This is a genomic window from Paenibacillus sp. Leaf72 (assembly GCF_001422685.1).
Lineage (GTDB): Bacteria > Bacillota > Bacilli > Paenibacillales > Paenibacillaceae > Pristimantibacillus.
Map to the genome: position 1 here is coordinate 268,358 of NZ_LMLV01000023.1, position 16,153 is coordinate 284,510.

Annotated in this window: 16 protein-coding genes; 7 read left to right on the forward strand and 9 right to left on the reverse strand. The window is 51.3% G+C overall.

All coding sequences use genetic code 11. From position 1 onward, the window contains the following. Window positions 1–359 precede the first annotated feature (359 nt). The gene (locus ASF12_RS35085) at window positions 360–1,604 is read left to right on the forward strand and encodes a TerD family protein (RefSeq protein WP_063892605.1); all 1,245 of its coding nucleotides are present in this window, start codon (window positions 360–362) and stop codon (window positions 1,602–1,604) included. 22 nt (window positions 1,605–1,626) lie between these two features. Here ASF12_RS35085 and ASF12_RS19860 read toward each other — a convergent pair whose 3' ends face one another. Beyond that, the gene (locus ASF12_RS19860) at window positions 1,627–2,739 is read right to left on the reverse strand and encodes a saccharopine dehydrogenase family protein (protein WP_056038369.1); all 1,113 of its coding nucleotides are present in this window, start codon (window positions 2,737–2,739) and stop codon (window positions 1,627–1,629) included. Then, a complete protein-coding gene (locus tag ASF12_RS19865) occupies window positions 2,736–3,494 on the reverse strand; it encodes a class I SAM-dependent methyltransferase (protein WP_063892606.1) in 759 nt (252 codons plus the stop codon). The genes ASF12_RS19860 and ASF12_RS19865 overlap by 4 nt, the downstream gene beginning before the upstream one ends. A 148-nt stretch (window positions 3,495–3,642) precedes the next feature. Here ASF12_RS19865 and ASF12_RS19870 point away from each other — a divergent pair, with 148 nt between their 5' ends. Then, window positions 3,643–4,728 (forward strand): helix-turn-helix transcriptional regulator, encoded by a 1,086-nt coding sequence (locus ASF12_RS19870; protein WP_056038371.1) that lies wholly within the window; start codon window positions 3,643–3,645, stop codon window positions 4,726–4,728. A 35-nt stretch (window positions 4,729–4,763) separates the two neighbouring features. Here ASF12_RS19870 and ASF12_RS19875 read toward each other — a convergent pair whose 3' ends face one another. Further along, window positions 4,764–5,333, reverse strand: coding sequence for a pyridoxamine 5'-phosphate oxidase family protein (locus ASF12_RS19875; protein WP_056038374.1), 570 nt, complete (start codon window positions 5,331–5,333; stop codon window positions 4,764–4,766). Window positions 5,334–5,549: 216 nt separating this feature from the next. Between ASF12_RS19875 and ASF12_RS19880 the strand changes: the two genes are divergently transcribed. Then, window positions 5,550–6,122, forward strand: coding sequence for a nitroreductase family protein (locus tag ASF12_RS19880; RefSeq protein WP_056038377.1), 573 nt, complete (start codon window positions 5,550–5,552; stop codon window positions 6,120–6,122). Window positions 6,123–6,220: 98 nt separating this feature from the next. Next, entirely contained in the window at window positions 6,221–6,379 is a 159-nt protein-coding gene (locus tag ASF12_RS35245) for a hypothetical protein (protein WP_200931650.1), read from the forward strand. An 11-nt stretch (window positions 6,380–6,390) separates the two neighbouring features. On the opposite strand, the gene ASF12_RS19885 is transcribed toward ASF12_RS35245, so the two are convergent. Continuing rightward, on the reverse strand, window positions 6,391–7,161 hold the full coding sequence (locus ASF12_RS19885) for a glucosaminidase domain-containing protein (protein ID WP_056038380.1): 771 nt from the start codon (window positions 7,159–7,161) through the stop codon (window positions 6,391–6,393). Window positions 7,162–7,473: 312 nt separating this feature from the next. Here ASF12_RS19885 and ASF12_RS19890 point away from each other — a divergent pair, with 312 nt between their 5' ends. Continuing rightward, entirely contained in the window at window positions 7,474–8,850 is a 1,377-nt protein-coding gene (locus ASF12_RS19890) for a glycosyltransferase family 4 protein (RefSeq protein WP_235533220.1), read from the forward strand. Window positions 8,851–9,095: 245 nt separating this feature from the next. Here the strand turns inward: ASF12_RS19890 and ASF12_RS19895 are convergent, their stop codons facing one another. Next, a complete protein-coding gene (locus tag ASF12_RS19895; RefSeq protein ID WP_056038383.1) occupies window positions 9,096–10,049 on the reverse strand; it encodes a GDP-mannose 4,6-dehydratase in 954 nt (317 codons plus the stop codon). After that, window positions 10,046–11,077, reverse strand: a complete 1,032-nt coding sequence (locus ASF12_RS19900; protein WP_327204930.1) for a mannose-1-phosphate guanylyltransferase — start codon at window positions 11,075–11,077, stop codon at window positions 10,046–10,048. The genes ASF12_RS19895 and ASF12_RS19900 overlap by 4 nt, the downstream gene beginning before the upstream one ends. A gap of 358 nt (window positions 11,078–11,435) precedes the next feature. Here ASF12_RS19900 and ASF12_RS35250 point away from each other — a divergent pair, with 358 nt between their 5' ends. Further along, complete coding sequence (locus ASF12_RS35250; protein WP_056038390.1) at window positions 11,436–12,008, forward strand: hypothetical protein; 573 nt, start codon at window positions 11,436–11,438, stop codon at window positions 12,006–12,008. 145 nt (window positions 12,009–12,153) lie between these two features. Here the strand turns inward: ASF12_RS35250 and ASF12_RS19910 are convergent, their stop codons facing one another. The 3 genes from ASF12_RS19910 to ASF12_RS19920 form a co-directional block, all read right to left on the reverse strand. Continuing rightward, complete coding sequence (locus tag ASF12_RS19910) at window positions 12,154–13,221, reverse strand: GT-D fold domain-containing protein (protein ID WP_063892608.1); 1,068 nt, start codon at window positions 13,219–13,221, stop codon at window positions 12,154–12,156. 138 nt (window positions 13,222–13,359) lie between these two features. Then, window positions 13,360–14,082, reverse strand: a complete 723-nt coding sequence (locus tag ASF12_RS19915; protein WP_056038392.1) for a glycosyltransferase family 2 protein — start codon at window positions 14,080–14,082, stop codon at window positions 13,360–13,362. Next, entirely contained in the window at window positions 14,083–15,225 is a 1,143-nt protein-coding gene (locus ASF12_RS19920; RefSeq protein WP_056038394.1) for a glycosyltransferase, read from the reverse strand. A 200-nt stretch (window positions 15,226–15,425) separates the two neighbouring features. On the opposite strand from ASF12_RS19920, the gene ASF12_RS19925 reads away from it, so the two are divergent. Next, on the forward strand, window positions 15,426–16,100 hold the full coding sequence (locus tag ASF12_RS19925) for a class I SAM-dependent methyltransferase (protein ID WP_056038397.1): 675 nt from the start codon (window positions 15,426–15,428) through the stop codon (window positions 16,098–16,100). Window positions 16,101–16,153 lie beyond the last annotated feature (53 nt).

Here is a 16,153-nt window from a genome sequence, read left to right on the forward strand (position 1 = left end):
AAAATAGAGCGCCCCTTTCGGGGCGCTCTATTCATGGGAGAGGAGAAACCGGACGAAGAGCTTATGGGGAACGTAAGTCTTCTCCGCGGTTGTCTACGACATCTTGCGACGCCGATAATTTTATTTTGTCCGTTTTGCGGACATTTATACCTTCACGACAAGAAAAAGATGGAAAGACAGCCAAAAAGCTTCGGACATCCTGTATAATTCATGGTAAGCACAAGCGTAAACAGCTGTCGCCGTCCTCTGGCGGCAAAGCAAGCTGCCGTTTTGCTTTGAAATATAAGCCCATTATAAGGATGAAACTTATAACTTCTTATATTTATAAAAAACTTACACCAAATTAAAGGGGATGCACCATGGACTTTGTGGCAATTGACTTTGAAACCGCCAACTCCAATCGCTCCAGCGCCTGCGCGGTCGGCATCGTCGAGGTGCAGGGCGGCAAAATCGTTTTCGAGCAGGTTTGGCTCATTAATCCGCAGCAGCATTTTGACCGGATGAACATCGAAATTCACGGCATCACTCCGGCTATGGTGGCGGACAGCCCTACTTTTTCCGAGCTATGGCCTGTACTAGAGCCATTATTGAATAATAAGCAGGTAGTCGCGCATAATGCTTCCTTCGATATGAGCGTCCTGCGTTATTGCCTAGATGATGCGGCTCTGCCTTACCCAGCATTTCATTATTATTGCACCTATCAGCTTAGCAAAAAACTGCTGCCGGACATGCCTTCCTACCGTTTGAACGTATTAGCTGGCCATTATCAAATTCCGTTGAATCACCATGATGCGCTAGATGATGCAAGAGCGGCAGCGTTAATTTTAGCAAGACTGCTCGAGCGTGAGCAGCAGTCAAGCCCTACCGAGCTTGCGCTCGACAAGGGCTATAAAATCGGTAAAATGCATGCTCGCGGTTACTCGCCCTTCTCAACAACAGCTGCTAAAAGCAAAAAACAAGCAAAGCCAGCCGCCTCTGCCAGCGCTAAACGTGCTGCAGCTAGCGCAACAGTAACAGCAGCCGAAAAATCTGGGCTGCAGCTGATCAGCGGGCAAAAAGCTGATATTACCCGCCATTTGGGGTTGAATCAGCTGGTTGCTCGCGTTTCATGGAAATTATTAAATCCGGCGCTTGAAATTGACGCCACGGCCTTCCTGCTATCTGCTGCAAGACGGTGTGAGCGGGATGAAGATTGTATTTTTTACGGAAATCCCGTTTCATCTGATAACTCCGTCTCCTACTCCAAGCTAGGCCCCAATGCAGCACAGTTTAAAATCGATTTCAGCAAGCTGCCGCTGCAGATCCAGCGAATGGCCTTCACTCTCTCGATCTACGAAGGCGAGGCACAGCAGCATGATTTCAGCCAGGTGGCCGAAATCAGTATCTGTCTGCTGCATCCGCAAACGGAACAAGTGGTAGCTCAATTCGATTTTGGCGAAGATCTGCTTAAAGAAACAGCTATCGTCATTGGGGATTTATATTTGCACAACGGCAATTGGAAATTTGACGCCATCGGCAAAGGTTTTTTTAGCGGCTTGCAAGCTTTATGTGAAAATTTCGGCCTGGAAGTTAGCCATATTTCAAATGAGGCACATTCATTATAACAACCTTGATAACGCTCTGGCCTTACTCCCAGCTGTCATATCTCAAGCCTTCAATGATCTGCGGTCGTTTCGTAATGCCCGCAGCGGCTTGCAGGGCTATTTTGCCTTTGCCGCTCTTCACCAGCTCAAATAGCTGCTCCGTATGGAATACACCGCCTGGCAGGCCGCCTTCATAAACAGCGGTGGCAACAGCGGTCGCCACTTTAGCGGTCGCTGCCGCCTCGTGGGAACCATCGACCAAATATTGAACATGCTTCTTCTTACCCGCTTTCATTCCCCAGCCATCTACTTTAACCGCATAGCCGTCTGAGCCAAAACGCATCATCCCAAAGCTGCTCACAGCGGCAGAGCGAATCCATTTGACTTTCAGCAGCCGGAATAATCCCGTTGCGCGTATCCACGCAACCAAGCGGGTGACCGCACCTGAATCGAAACAAAGCCTTGTTGATACGGTCGGCACTTTCAGCGTTCTTGGCAGCGACTGCTGATCGGAGAACGGGAAACGGTAAGCCATGCGGCTGCCCAACTCCTTGCCGAAGTCGGTGCGCTTGCCGCCGCTAAAGCTGACCGTCTGCGCGACACCGCCATTTTCAACAATTGAAAATGCACTGCCAATGCTGTCGACCGTCCACTCTATCGCCGCCTTGCCATGCTGATCGCCAAGCCCCAGCATAATTGCGATATCTACGCTATCGAGCTGATCCAGCTCCTGCTGCGCCTTGCGTGCGAGCAAATTCGTTACACCTGGCGCTAGCCCGACGCTCAGCACCGCTGTCGCCTGTGCCAAAGCAGCTTCCTCTGTATGCCTCTCTAAGCTGGTCAGGAAAGGGCCATACGCTGAAATATCCACGTAATGCGTTCCACTCCGCAGGCTAGCCTGTACAAAGGCATCATCCGTCTGATCCATACACATGACAATTAGCTTGACACGTTCGAAATCCATTTCCTGCTTCCAGTTGCTTAAATTAAATGCCATTGGTTTCACCTGGCCGCCCGTCTGGTCCGCGAATTGTTTCGCACGCTCTAAGCTTCTGCCCGCCGCATACACTTTACCTGGAAATTTTGCTCCGAGCTGCTTGCTTATATCTCCGCCCACATGGCCGTAGCCGCCTATAACAACGATGTCTTGTTTCATTTGTCCTGCCTCTTCTCTTCTATGTTATGCTCCCCGTCTGCTTTGACAGCAAACCATCCTGTAATAAGGTAGGAACCGAAAAATTTTGAAATATGGTTAAAGCCAACTTCCCGAAGCAGCTCTTCCACCTGCTCTGGCGGCACAGGATCTGATTCGGCGCCAAGAGAGGCGGCAAACCGCTCCCAATCCTCCAGCGGAATGCCATTATCCAGCATGTGGCTTTGCCAAGCGCTCATTTGCACGGCGAATGCTTCCTCCTGGCGATCACAGCTTATTGCGGCAATCAATAACGGCGCTCCCGGCTTCAAACGTTCGGCTATGCTGCGCAGCAGCTTCCTTTTCTGATCCAGCCCCTTTATAAAATGCAGCACTAGCAGGGAAGTCGCTGCATCATACAGCTTGTCCTTCGGCAGCTCGTCTGCCGTTCCCTCGTGCAGCGTTACTCCCGCTTCCAATCGCTCCATCCGAATGCGCTGCTCGGCTATTGCCAGCATGCGTGCAGACGGGTCAACCCCGGTAAAGCTCCACGCTGGATGCGCACCGCCGAGCGTCACAATCTCCTGCCCGCCGCCTGCGCCAACAACTAATATGTCCTGTTCCCTTTCAGGACCAAGCATCGCGTTCATTAAACGATCTGTCATATCATACAGCATGAAATAGCCGGGTATTTTTAAAGAAATCGTTCGTCCATAGCCCTCCACTTGGGGATCATTCCAACTCATTGTTTTCTGTTGTTGCGGCTGCTTCTCATTCATCGGTACAGCTCTCCCTTCAACTCTGTATATGGTCCATCCTTTTCAATTTGGCGGGTATTCTGTAAAATGTAATCTGTAATTAATGTTAATTATATCGGGTCGCCACAAAATCACTATCCCATAAATGTGGGTAATCAGGAGAGCTGGGATGAACAAGCAAAGAGAAAGTGTACGGAAACAGCTCGCCAAATTAGAGGAGGCTAACCTCCGCTCCAGCGAATACAGGGAGAGGCTGCTTGCAGAGCTGCGAACGACGATGCCTTTTGCAGCTGCATGCTGTACGCTGGTCGATCCGCATACGATGCTGTCTACTGGCGCAGTTACGGAGGAAGGCGTAGAGGCCATTCATCATCTATTGTTTGAATATGAATATTTGCGGGAGGATTTCAATTCGTATGAGGAGCTTGCCAAGCTTGCGGAGCCCGTTGCTACATTAAGCGGCGCAACCGAAGGCGATTTAAGTCGAAGCCTCAAATATACAAAGGTGCTGCAGCCTGCCGGCTTTGGAGATGAGCTGCGTGCAGCACTTACGGTGGATGGGGCTTGCTGGGGGTATTTGACGTTATTTCGGCAGCTCAATGAGCCGTTTTTTCAAGAAGAGGAACGCTTGTATATCGCTTCCTTAGTCCCAAGCATGGCCCGCACCTTGAAAAAAGCGAGCTTGCTGCTGCCAGATAGCGAGGGCGCCGCCTTTCAAGACGATCCTGGCATTCTGATTCTGTCTGAGCAGCTGCTGCTTCTATCGAGTAATGACGCTGCAAACAGCTGGCTGTCGCTGCTCCGCGAATGGGAGTTCATCGACGAGCAGACACTGCCGAGACCAATCCGTGCCGTTTGCTCGCGTGCTTTGGCTGCAAGCACCTCGGATAGGGAGCCACAGACCGACGCAAAAGTATGTATCCGCATTCCTGATGGCCCCTACTTATCGCTGCGAGCCAGCAAGCTCCAAGCCGCGGATCACTCGGTTCAGCTTGCGGTATGGTTCGAGCTTGCGAAGCCTGGCGATATTTTGCCAATCATTGCTGAAGCTTATGCGCTAACTTCGCGCGAGAAGCAGCTGGTCGAACGGTTATGGCGTGGCCTTTCCACGAAGGAACTGGCCAGTTCCTTGCATATTTCCTCGTATACGGTGCAGGATCATCTCAAATCTATTTTTGCGAAAACGGAAGTGTCCAGCCGCAGAGAGCTGATCTGGAAGCTTTTTTCCCGTTACAATCTCCCTGCGAATGAATAACGAATCGATAACAGGTTCATTAAGCAGCTATTTGCCTATGTTTCAGCTGTCTGCCTCTGAATGCCAAGAGGGGTAGGCAGCCGATCGAGGCTGTAGCTGTTTTTTTCATTTTGATAGTCCGTTAGCTTTTGATCACCTACCTTCTCAGCCCAGTCTTTCAGCTGTTCCCGCTCGCCCTGATAGTCATAAAAAGGGATGCTGAATCCGCACGCCGTCGTCACCTTATGAATATCTAGCACAATAATTTGCCTAGCGCCTGGCAGCAGTTCAAACCTCCCAATCAGCTCATTCCAGCGCTCAGTTCCTGGCAATACAACTTTCCCTGTGCCGAAAAGTCGCATAATAACGGGCTTCCCCTCCATTGCTATAAACATAATCGTCATCCTGCCATTTTCCAGCACATGCGCACTCGTTTCATTGCCGCTCCCCGTCAAATCGAGATAAGCGACCTCCTGGTTCGACAATATGCGAAACGTATCGTAGCCTTTCGGAGATATATTAACATGCCCTTCCGCCGTCAGCGGAGCCGATCCTACAAAAAACATGTGCTGCCGCCCGATAAACTCCTCGTGCTCCGGCAATAATTTATCAAATGCTTTACCCATTATTTTCAGTTCCTCCTTGTGCAGCTAGCTAACCAAATCATAAATGCCGACTGGATATGTAAGCTTATTATCTTATTATATATCGTTTTTTCTTATTCTATATTCTACTTCTGTATCCCTTTCCTCATCGCCTGTTCCACTGTATAGTATACAGGGAGAGCTTATCCATTTTGTTGCACCCATACGCTGCAGCACTCTATAGAAGGAGAGAAAACAATGACTACCACCACCCTTACCTTGCTTGATGCTTTGAAACAAAGACGCGCAGTGCGTAATTATTTGCCGCAGGAAGTAGAGGAAGAGAAAATCGCCGCTTTGCTGGAAGCTGCAACGCTCGCCCCTAACGACCGCCTGCGGGAGCCTTGGCATTTTTATGTCGTTCGCGGCGAAGCAAAGCAGCGTTATGAGCAATTGGCGCGTACCTATCTGGAGGAGCGTTTTCCAACCAAGCCGCATTTAGTAAAAGAATCGATTAAAGTGCTGGAAACGACGCCCCTTGCCATTGTTGTAACGGCCGATATCATTGAAGGGGACGAAGCTTCCTCCAAGGACAACGAATATGCCGCAGCCTGCGCCATTCACTCGATGTGGCTGACCGCCGAAACGCTGGGACTTGGACTTGTATGGCGTACACGCGGCATCGGCCTCGTCCATGACGAGCGGATGTTTGCCTTTATTGGATCGCCGGAGGGCAAAAAAATAATCGGCACCCTTTTCATCGGATACCCGCAAGGGGAAGCGCCAGCTACTGCGCGCAAGCCTTATGCAGAGAAAACAACCTGGCTGTAACGCTTAATTTTGCGCAGCTCCTATTTTCATGCAACCTGCTAAAGATTGCTTCGTATGATAAGGGATGAGTTCCTTATGCTAGGAGGTGCGCAGATTTTATGAATACTTTCGGAAGAGGCTGTCTGTATATTATTATCGGCTTCGTGCTATTGTTTATTTTCGCTTTTGTTGCTGGCAGAACCATTCACATTCCGTGGTTTATAACGATTCCGCTGATTGTGCTTGCTTTCTGGGCAGCCTCCCAGCGTAAAAAATAGCTGCCTTGCCCTTATATAATCGTCACGGTGCGTGTGCTCGGCTCCCATTCGATTTTTTTATTCAGGGAAGCAGCCAGCGCACGCATCGTTACATACCCCGTTCCTCCATCCAGCAGCGACTCCAGCTCCTGGCTATTCACCGTTACTTTTGAACCTGTCCAGCCAATTTTTCCGCCGAGGCGGCTGCCGAGCGCTCTCGCTGGCACCCACACGGTGCCATCACGCTCATAACCGATCACCTCCACCATTCCTCCTTGCAAAATCGGCACCGTCTTCGCGCCCTGAAATACCGTTGTCTTTACAGCCGCTGCAGCCTCGTTATCATACTGTCGAAGCCCATTGCTGTTTATGATGGCGATCAGCTTGGCTGCATACGCCGGATCGGTTGCATAGCCGCAGGCCAGCAGCATTTGCGCCTGTTCCTCTGGCGTCTTCGCAAGCCTCACTCGATCATACCGCGCTTTCATAAACAGCAGATCCTGATCCTTCATAAAATGATAGACACTGCTGTATGCGCGAAAGGCCGCGCTCGTATTTATATTTCGGCCATCGACATGCTCCCATGTTCCTTTGACGACCGCTTGGCCCTGCCAATAGGCATTGGGCGAAGCTCCCAAGACTTTAATTCCACCTAAATTATACCAGGAATGAATGACACCTCCGGTTTCCAAAATATACTGCGCCAGTCGTACAGATGGCAGCATCGGTGAGCCCTCGCGCCGTACTTGTATGACGGCAGGCACCAATGCCGCAATAAATTGCTGTCTTGTCATAGCCACCATCGCTCTCTCCCCCTTCTTTTTCCCAAGTTGTTTAATCGTCAAGTTGTCCATCTATTATGGCTTATGCAGCAAACCTGTTTGGCGGCACGGCCACCGCACAACCTCCCACACTCAGTGTATAAAGCAAAGCTTCCTCGATGAGTACCGCTCGGTTATTGCCGCACATTCTGCATGCTTCTAGTCATACGCCGCTTTTTACTATCCATTAGGTCATTGTCCATGAATCTGAGGTCCATTGTGAATACAATATAGTCAAGCGCGTATCCGCTAACGATTTCTCCACATGCAAATGACGAGAAAGGAAGGAAACAAGTGGCCAAATCACTTAAGCGCAAGCGACATCAAACGTCCGCCAAACGCAAGCAGCACAGTTCTTCCACAAAATCGCTTCTGGCCAAACGCCGTAAACGCAAAGCTATCAAACCGCGGGCCAAGCGGCGGGCCGAACGCAGAAAGAAAAATAACGGCGGCCTTCGAAAAACAAAAAATCGCGCCTCCTCCAGCCTATCGCAGCAAGTCAAACAGACCCGTCAAGCAGAAGATCACCCATCTGCCGAAGAGGTAATTGATCCGCAGCCTTGGACCGCACAGGGCATAAATCTTGTCGGCTTTATTCATGCGGAAATGGGCATTGGCGAATCGGCCAGACTTGCGGCAAGAGCGATTGAGCGAGCCGAGATTCCTTTTGGCATTTTAAACTTCCCGCTTCAAGTCGCTACCCGGATGTCGGATATGAGCTGGGAGCATAAAAAAACAGAAGACCGCCCCTTTAACACGAACCTGTTTCATATGAATGCGGATTATATGGCGCCGGCTATGGACCATTTTGGACGCAGCCTGTTCCACAACCGCTACAATATTGGCTACTGGCACTGGGAGCTCCCTGATTTTCCAGAAAAGTTCGTTCCAGCGTTCAAGCTGGTGCAGGAGGTGTGGGTATCCAGCCGCTTCGTGCTTGATTCGGTCGTGCAGAAATCACCTGTCCCTGTCGTCATCATCCCTCATGGCGTGGAGGTTGAGACTTCTCCTGAGGTTACGAGGGAATCACTTGGACTGCCAACCGATCGCTTCCTATTCATGATGATGTACGATGTACAAAGCTATACGCATCGCAAAAATCCGCAAGCTGTTATAGAAGCGTTCCGGCTCGCTTTTCCGAAAAATGATCCAACGGTCGGACTCGTACTCAAGGTCAACAATACGAATTTCCGCCCGGAGGATATAGAACCGCTGCAGCAGCTCGCTGCCGAGCACAGCAATATTTTTATTATTGATCGTATTTTCTCCCGCCTGGAAGTCAACTCGCTGCTGAGTGTCACGGATTGTTTCGTCTCGCTGCATCGCGCTGAAGGCTTTGGACTGGGCCTCGCAGAAGCGATGTATTTGGGGAAACCGGTCATTGGCACGAACTGGTCCGGCAATACCGACTTTATGAACGAGACCAATTCCTGTCCCGTCAATTACGAGCTGGTGCAAGTCGGCACCGATTGGGGACCGTATCAGGGATATCAGACTTGGGCTGAACCCGATGTGCATCATGCCGCCTTTTATATGCAAAGGCTTATTCAAGAGCCGGAGTGGCGCCAAGCCATTGCAGCGCAAGGGCAGCATACGATTCATACGTCCTTTTCGCCGCAGGCGGTTGGCGGCATGATCCGCGCACGCCTGACCGAGCTTACGCTTCTCTAACTTTAAAATCACACGAGACACGGACTGCCTCTGGCGTAAATGCTGGGGCAGTTTGCTTTTTCCAGCTTATGCTCAGTTCTCCACCACGCCTGCTTAGCAATTACATAATAGCAACGTGAAAACACCCTCTACACCTTTATCAGACAACGATAAAGCCGCCGTCCGATTTTCCGTCTAGAGGGTATTAGCCAAAAAGTACTCCAAGCTATGCTGTTCCCCACAGACGTGGTCATTCTACATGCAGCCTAACCTAATTCCGCCCGCCAGTAGCTTAACAAATCCTGCATCGTCTGCTCAAAAGGAATTTCCGGACGCCAGCCCGTACGATGATGAAATTTAGAATAATCGCCGACTAGCTCGGGCACATCCGCAGGCCGCAGCCGCGCCGGGTCTTCCTGAATCGAAATGGTGCTGCTGCTAAGGCCGACCAGCGTCTGCAGCATCTCGCCAATCGCCCGCGAGCTTCCCGATGCAATATTGTATACTTCTCCAGGCTCGCATTTTTCAATAGCCAAGTGGTACGCTCGCACAACATCGCGCACATCGGTAAAGTCGCGCTTTGCCTCCAAATTGCCCACATATAGAACGGGCGGCTTCAGTCCCCGTTCGATTTCGACGATTTGCTTCGCAAAGTTGGAGGTTACGAACTGCTCGCCGCGCCGCGGTCCCGTATGATTGAAAGTTCGCATGCATACAATATGCATCCCATAGCTGCGATAATATTGGTAGCCTAAATAATTTTGTGTAATTTTGCTGACAGCATAGGGACTGAGAGGACGCAGCGGCGTCGTTTCCTTAATCGGAATATCCTGCGTGTCTACCTGGCCATATTCCTCACTAGAGCAGGCGAGCAGCAGCTTGCAGTTGATTCCTGCCTTTCGTACAGCTTCCAGCAAATGAATTTGCCCGGCAATATTGTTGTAGATCGTCGCAAGCGGCGATTCCCAAGACTTTGGCACGAAGCTTTGCGCTGCCAGATGAAAAATCATGTCCGGCCTAACGTCCGCTATCATTTTTTCCACATCGGCTTCATTAGTCAGCTCGCATTCATACAGCCTCACAGCGGGCAGCAAATGAGCGATATGCTTAATACTGCTGGTCTTTCTTACGGTGCCGGACACTTCCATTTGATGCGCCAGCAAATACTCTGCCAAATGGCTTCCGGCAAAGCCGGTTATGCCTGTAATCAATGCTTTCACGGCATGCCTCCCTCTCGCTCAGCATCCATCGCGGCTATCGCATGTTTAACCGCCTGCTCCTGTGTTTTATGACAAATCAGCAGTCCTTCGTCCGTCGATACGACGATCAGATTATCAACGCCAATGACTAGCACCCGCTGCCCCTCCGCGTAAACAATGCTATTGCTCGTGCCCGTCGGATAGATTTTCCCGAGCAAAATATTCCCATCAGCATCCGCCCCGAATATGCGTTCAAGCGACGTCCACACGCCAACATCGTCCCATGTAAAAGCAATCGGCAGCGTATACAGTCGTTCCAGCTTTTCTATCAGTGCATAATCGATAGATTGCTTCGGCAGCTGCACATAAGCTTTTGCAAGCTGCTCTCCTTCAAGTTCAAAAACACGCCACATATCTGGCTGGTAAAGCTGCATGTAACCTGCAATAGTCGACGGCTTCCATATAAAAATACCGCTGTTCCAGTACATATTCGGTATCGCGATCAGTTCCTCCGCCCGCGAGAGCGTCGGCTTCTCGATAAAGGCTTTTACCGTCTTAATGCCTGGCCCATATTTGCCATCTTCATGCTCACCCGCTTCAATATAGCCGTATCCCGTCTCTGCTCTTGTTGGCACAATCCCCATCGTTACGACAACGCCTTCATCCCGAGCTGCCTGTTCCGCTGCCCGCAGCGCCTCCATCAGTTCGGCAGCATCTGGAATGTATTGATCCGAAGGAGCCGTTACAATGACTTCATTTAATCCCCGTTTCTGAAAAAAACTCGCCGTCAGCGCAATGCAAGGCGCTGTATCCCGCTGCTCCGGCTCAATAATGAGCTGTTCCTCGCTAAGCTGCGGCAGCTGCTCCCGAACAAGCGGCAAATAGTTGCGGCTTACTGCTACATAAACATCCTCCTCCGGCAAGCAGCTGCGAAAACGGCTGTACGTTTCCTGCAGCATGGTTGCCTCGCCGGATGTTAAGGAAAGGAACTGCTTCGGCTTTGCCGTCGTGCTTCTCGGCCAAAAGCGCGTCCCTTTTCCCCCTGCCATAATAACCGCCTTCATGCCGGTTCACCCCAAAATAAATGGCTTTCTATTATACATGTGCGTGTAGCCAATGTGCAGCTCCTTCCTACCATAGCCGGTGCCGAAAGTATAGTATCGTCTCTTCAACATCGTATGCTTTGCTAGAGCTTTCATAGTGGACGAATTGCCTGCCCTTGCCGCAAATCGGGCATTTATCGCCGCCTTTATTGCATTTGCCAGGAGAAGACTGATCGGATCGCTTGAGTCAGACTTTAGAATCTATCATTTTGTAAAATATACGATTATTCTTGGACAAATACCGTTGCTATTACGCTCTATCAACATATGATGTGATATATGATTGAAAGGAGATGAATCAATTATGGGTGAAACTGGATTAACTGGTTTAACTGGCCTTACAGGACTTACTGGTGCGACTGGCCCTACTGGCCCTACCGGACCAACAGGACCTACTGGTGCGACTGGTCTAACAGGCGCAACTGGACCTGCTGGTCCCGGTTCTCATGTTGTAGGTATCCAAGGTGCTGTTCCGACTGCTATCCCAGCTGCTGCTACAGCTGTCACTGCTGCAACTCTGATTGTTCCGGTAACGGCCACTTCCAACCAGGTGATTATTGAAGGTACCGTTAATGTATCCCTTAACTTTACTGCTCTTCTGGTTGTAGCGCTCAACCCGACCATTACTGTAGACCTGCTGCAAGATAGCGTCACTGTAGCTACAGTAGTAAGCACCGACTTGCTTGCAATCACATTGCTCGGATTGTTCTCTTTAGAAAGAGCGATTCCGATCACTTACTTCAACGGCGGTCTGGCTGCTGGCAGTCACACGTACGAACTGCAAGTTACAGTATCGGGCGTCGTCATCGCGGCAGGTACTACAGCTGACATCACTTACTCGTCGCTTACTGCTACAATTGGCACTATCCCTTCCTAAGCTGCTGCGTCCATTACAGCAAAACAACCGTCCCTCACGGGACGGTTTACATAAGATCGCTTTAAGAAAGAGCTTTACGGTGGAGTTTCGCTTCACCGGCTTAATTATGAGGAGAAAGAGTCTGATTAACGCTGCTGCCACCGATTTAAGCCTGCAATGGCGCCTCCCCTTTGATGATTGCATTAGCCATATGGCCGAAATCAAGCGCAGCCTTGCCCATTTCTGCTGCTATCGCATCCGCAAGGATTACAGCCGCAATGCCCGCTGACACTAACGCCAGATCAAAGTTTTGCCCTCTGATCTCCCCCATCACCCGGTCCACATCATGGATTCCTTGAACCTGCGCAACAGCTCCTGCAACCGCCACGCCGCTCTCAGCGAGCACTTCGGCGAGCGGCTGCGCCAAATTCCCAACAACAAGCACTTTTCGTCCTTTCATCAGGCGGGACAAATGACCGTCCTGATACAAACGATAATTGACGAGCGAATCTGTCAGCACTTTGCTGCGAAAGTCAATGCCATACGATTGAAAAACGTCCGTGGCCAGCCGTTGGTAGTTCGGCTGCCGCAGCTTTGGAATGCCTACAATGTCAGCCCGCTTTACCGCTGCCAGCAAGCGGTCGCGTGCAGCAATGTCCGGCACCTTCACTCCGGCATACTCTAAAAACCCGCCCTCCTGGCGAATCTGTTCAGTCGGCAGCACACTCTCCTGTGCCAGCGTCAACAGCTCACCATCACCAAGACGCACGACAGATAGCGGCTTGCGCTGCTCCAGCGCTTCCAGCAATCGCCCTGCCACCTGCTCAGCAGTCAAAAGGTGGATGATGCGTTCTCCTAGCGCAGCGATGCCCGATGCGATTACCTGTGCTACGGATGTATCTGGAAGCACATGAGTTTCCGACAGCTGCTCGTCGATGATGGCATCGCCGCCCTCGTAGCGTCCGATTTTCAGCCCTTTCTCGTAGCCAGCCTTCTCAGCGAGCTCCCAGCCGTGCGAGTGGTCTGTCTTTTCTTCCTCTGCCTGCTTGCTTCCATCTTCATAGCCTTTGCTGTAGCCTTCCTGATGACCGATTTGATAACCATCCTGATAGGGTGCCTTAGCCGCCTGCGGCTTGTCGGGCTTTGCCGAGCGATTTTTCCTCTTTGAAACGGCACGCCTCTTCCGCCGCTTAATCGGAATGCTGGAGGCTTTGCGCCTTCTCGCTGTTTTCATGCTGAACACCTCCTGCTTTGGTGCAAAATTTGGATTTGGTCAAGGTGAAACGGCTGTCGCCGGCCTTTGGGGGCGCAGCGCGTTTCATTCCGAGAAATATAAAGAAAGGATAGCGTTACGATATCCTTTCTTTATATTTTAAATAAACTGCTGCGGATCCACGCCCCATTTGTCTGAAAACAGCATCCGATTGCGGGCAAGCAGACGCTCTACCGCATCCTCGCCCTCCTGTTTAAAGCTTGCACTGCCATGATGATAAACGAATGTATCCTTAACCATCAGCAGTCGGTAGCCTGCTTGCCGCGCACGATAGCAATAGTCATCATCCTCATAATGGCCTGGCGAGAAACGCTCATCCAGCAGACCAATTCGGTCCATCAGCTCCCGTGAAAACAACAGGCAAAAGCCAACCAATCGGTTGACCTCCTCATAATTGCCTGCCGCCTCTGTGCCAAGCTGCTCCGCCATCTCCGTATAATTGCCGCGCATTTCGATTTGCTGCCTGCCGCTTACAAAGTTGGACATCGGCCCCGCGATGCCAACCTGCTTGCTGCTGCATAAAGCTTGCCTCAGCTTGCCAAGCCAACCAGGCGCCACTAGCACGTCATTGTTCAGCAGCAGCAGTTGCTCCCCGCGGGCCAGACGCAGCCCCCAATTACAGGCGGCGGGAAAGCCCTGATTGCTCGGCAAGCCGACAAATGTAATATGCTGCTCACGTAAAAATTCGATTGTGCCATCCGTTGAGCCATTATCCACAACGATCAGCTCATAAGCTTCCGGTGTACTGCTGCGAATGGAATAAATCGCCTCCTGCAGCAGCGGCAAGCGGTTGTAGGTTGGAATAATAATACTGGTCAGCATCTATTCCCCTCCTCCGCCAGCACTTCTGCGATCCCTTACTCCGTCCGTATATTGCAGGCGGGCATTTCCCGCGTTCATCATCCACGCCAGTGCTTCCAGATGGTCGCCTACAATAAGCCTCGCTACCTGGTTGCCCATGCCTACATTTCCCGGACGCAGCCGATTATGTCGAATGACATCCACCATGCTCGCTGTACCTACCTTGAGGCCATATCGGAGCGCAATCGCCTGCGCCTTCGGCGGAACGGCCAGATGCGCTGCTCCAATCGCCTCAATCGCTTTGCGGGAGAGCGCATGCGGAACGGCAGTCAAGGAATTAACCGTAAGATCGGACCGGTTCACCGAGCGGTTAATGAACTCCTTCAGCATCATAACTTCATCTCTTCCCGAAAAATTTCCCATATAAGATGATAAATTATTGAGCACCATATCCGTCCCTCCAGCGACTGCTTCAATAAAAGGCAGCAATTGCTCCGCAGCAACCGGAATATCCGCATCGACGAACAATACGATATCCGAAACCGTTGTTCTTGCGCCCACCGCCCGTCCCACATCATGACCGAGTGCTCCAGCGTAATGAATGAGTACAGCTTTGCCGCTCTCCCGAACTTTGCTCGCCGTCATGTCGGTCGAGCCGTTCACGACGACGACGATTTCATGTAGAGGAAGCCTCTCCAATTGTCGAATCATGGAAGCCATGGATTCCTCTTCATTCATCGCCATCACGACCGCCGCCACCGTCCGATTAGTCGGCAGCAGCACCCAATTTGGCGCCGGGCTTCCCGTAGCGGCAAAATATCCCTCTATGAAGGCCTTCATACAGGCCAAATATGCTGATTTAGAAGCTGCTCCGCCCGCCGCAAGGCAGTAGCTATGCCATAACCGCTGCAGATGCTGCTGCTCATCGGCTGGCTCAGGCTCATGTCTCGTCGTTAAGCCCGCTGCGAGCCCGCCGTTTCGTGCTTTTGCACACATTCCTCGGATGATCGCAGGCTGCAGCGCCCCCCCGCGCTGCGCCTGACCCCTGCGCTGTCTGCGCCTGCGGACCGCCGGACGTCTGGCCGTGCGGCGGCGAATGCCGCCTTGTGAGCTGCGCGGGGTTCTTCTTCCCGCACGGCCGCTTTTTCTACTGCGGCTTCTCAACCTATTCCACCTCGCATCCATTCGGATATATTCGTTTATGTTGTCATTGTATGTAGGGGAAAAGCGCGCGCAACGGCGGCTGTACGTCTATAAAGAGGAGAAATGTGCGCTTTGACTTGGCGCAACTGCCCTATCCTATCTGGCAAGCTGCACATAGGATAGTGTAGTTATGCTTCTATTTTGCAAGGCAGGGGGATGTTATGGACTGGACGTTTCACAACCCGAAATTTATTGCAGATGCAGCACCTGAGCTTCCCGCAAGCTTTATTGCAGGCGGAGCTTGGTCCGGGCATCGAAAATTTGCTTATGATCTTGTCCGTTTTGCACGCCCAAGCCTAATTGTGGAGCTAGGTACGCTGTACGGCACATCCTATTTCAGCTTTTGCCAAGCAATTAAGGATGCTCAGTTGAAAAGCGCATGTTATGCGGTGGATACATGGATGGGCGATGCCCATACCGGAGCTTACGGTTCGCTTGATGATTCGATGTATGCTGCGGTCAATGCTGTAAGCGCTCGTGAATTTCCCGGAATCGGAACACCGCTGCGCGGCACCTTTGACCAGGCGCTGGCTGCCTTTCCCGACGGTTCCATTCAGCTATTGCATATTGACGGCTATCATGTGTACGAAGCCGTTCTGCACGATTACACGACTTGGCTTCCGAAGCTTGCGGAGGGCGGCATCATTTTATTTCATGACACCGTTGTTCGGCTCGCAGATTTTGGTGTTTATCGGCTTTGGTCGGAGCTTTCGGCAATGCCTCATTTGCATTTCGAGCATTCCAACGGTTTAGGTGTTCTGTTCCCTAAAGGCTGCCCAGCCAGCTTCCAGCCGATCATTGGGCGGCAGCAGGAGCTTGCCGATCATTACGGTTAGAGATAGAAGCATATTTTGCAATTCTAGCATTATGCAGCGCGCAGAACGATACG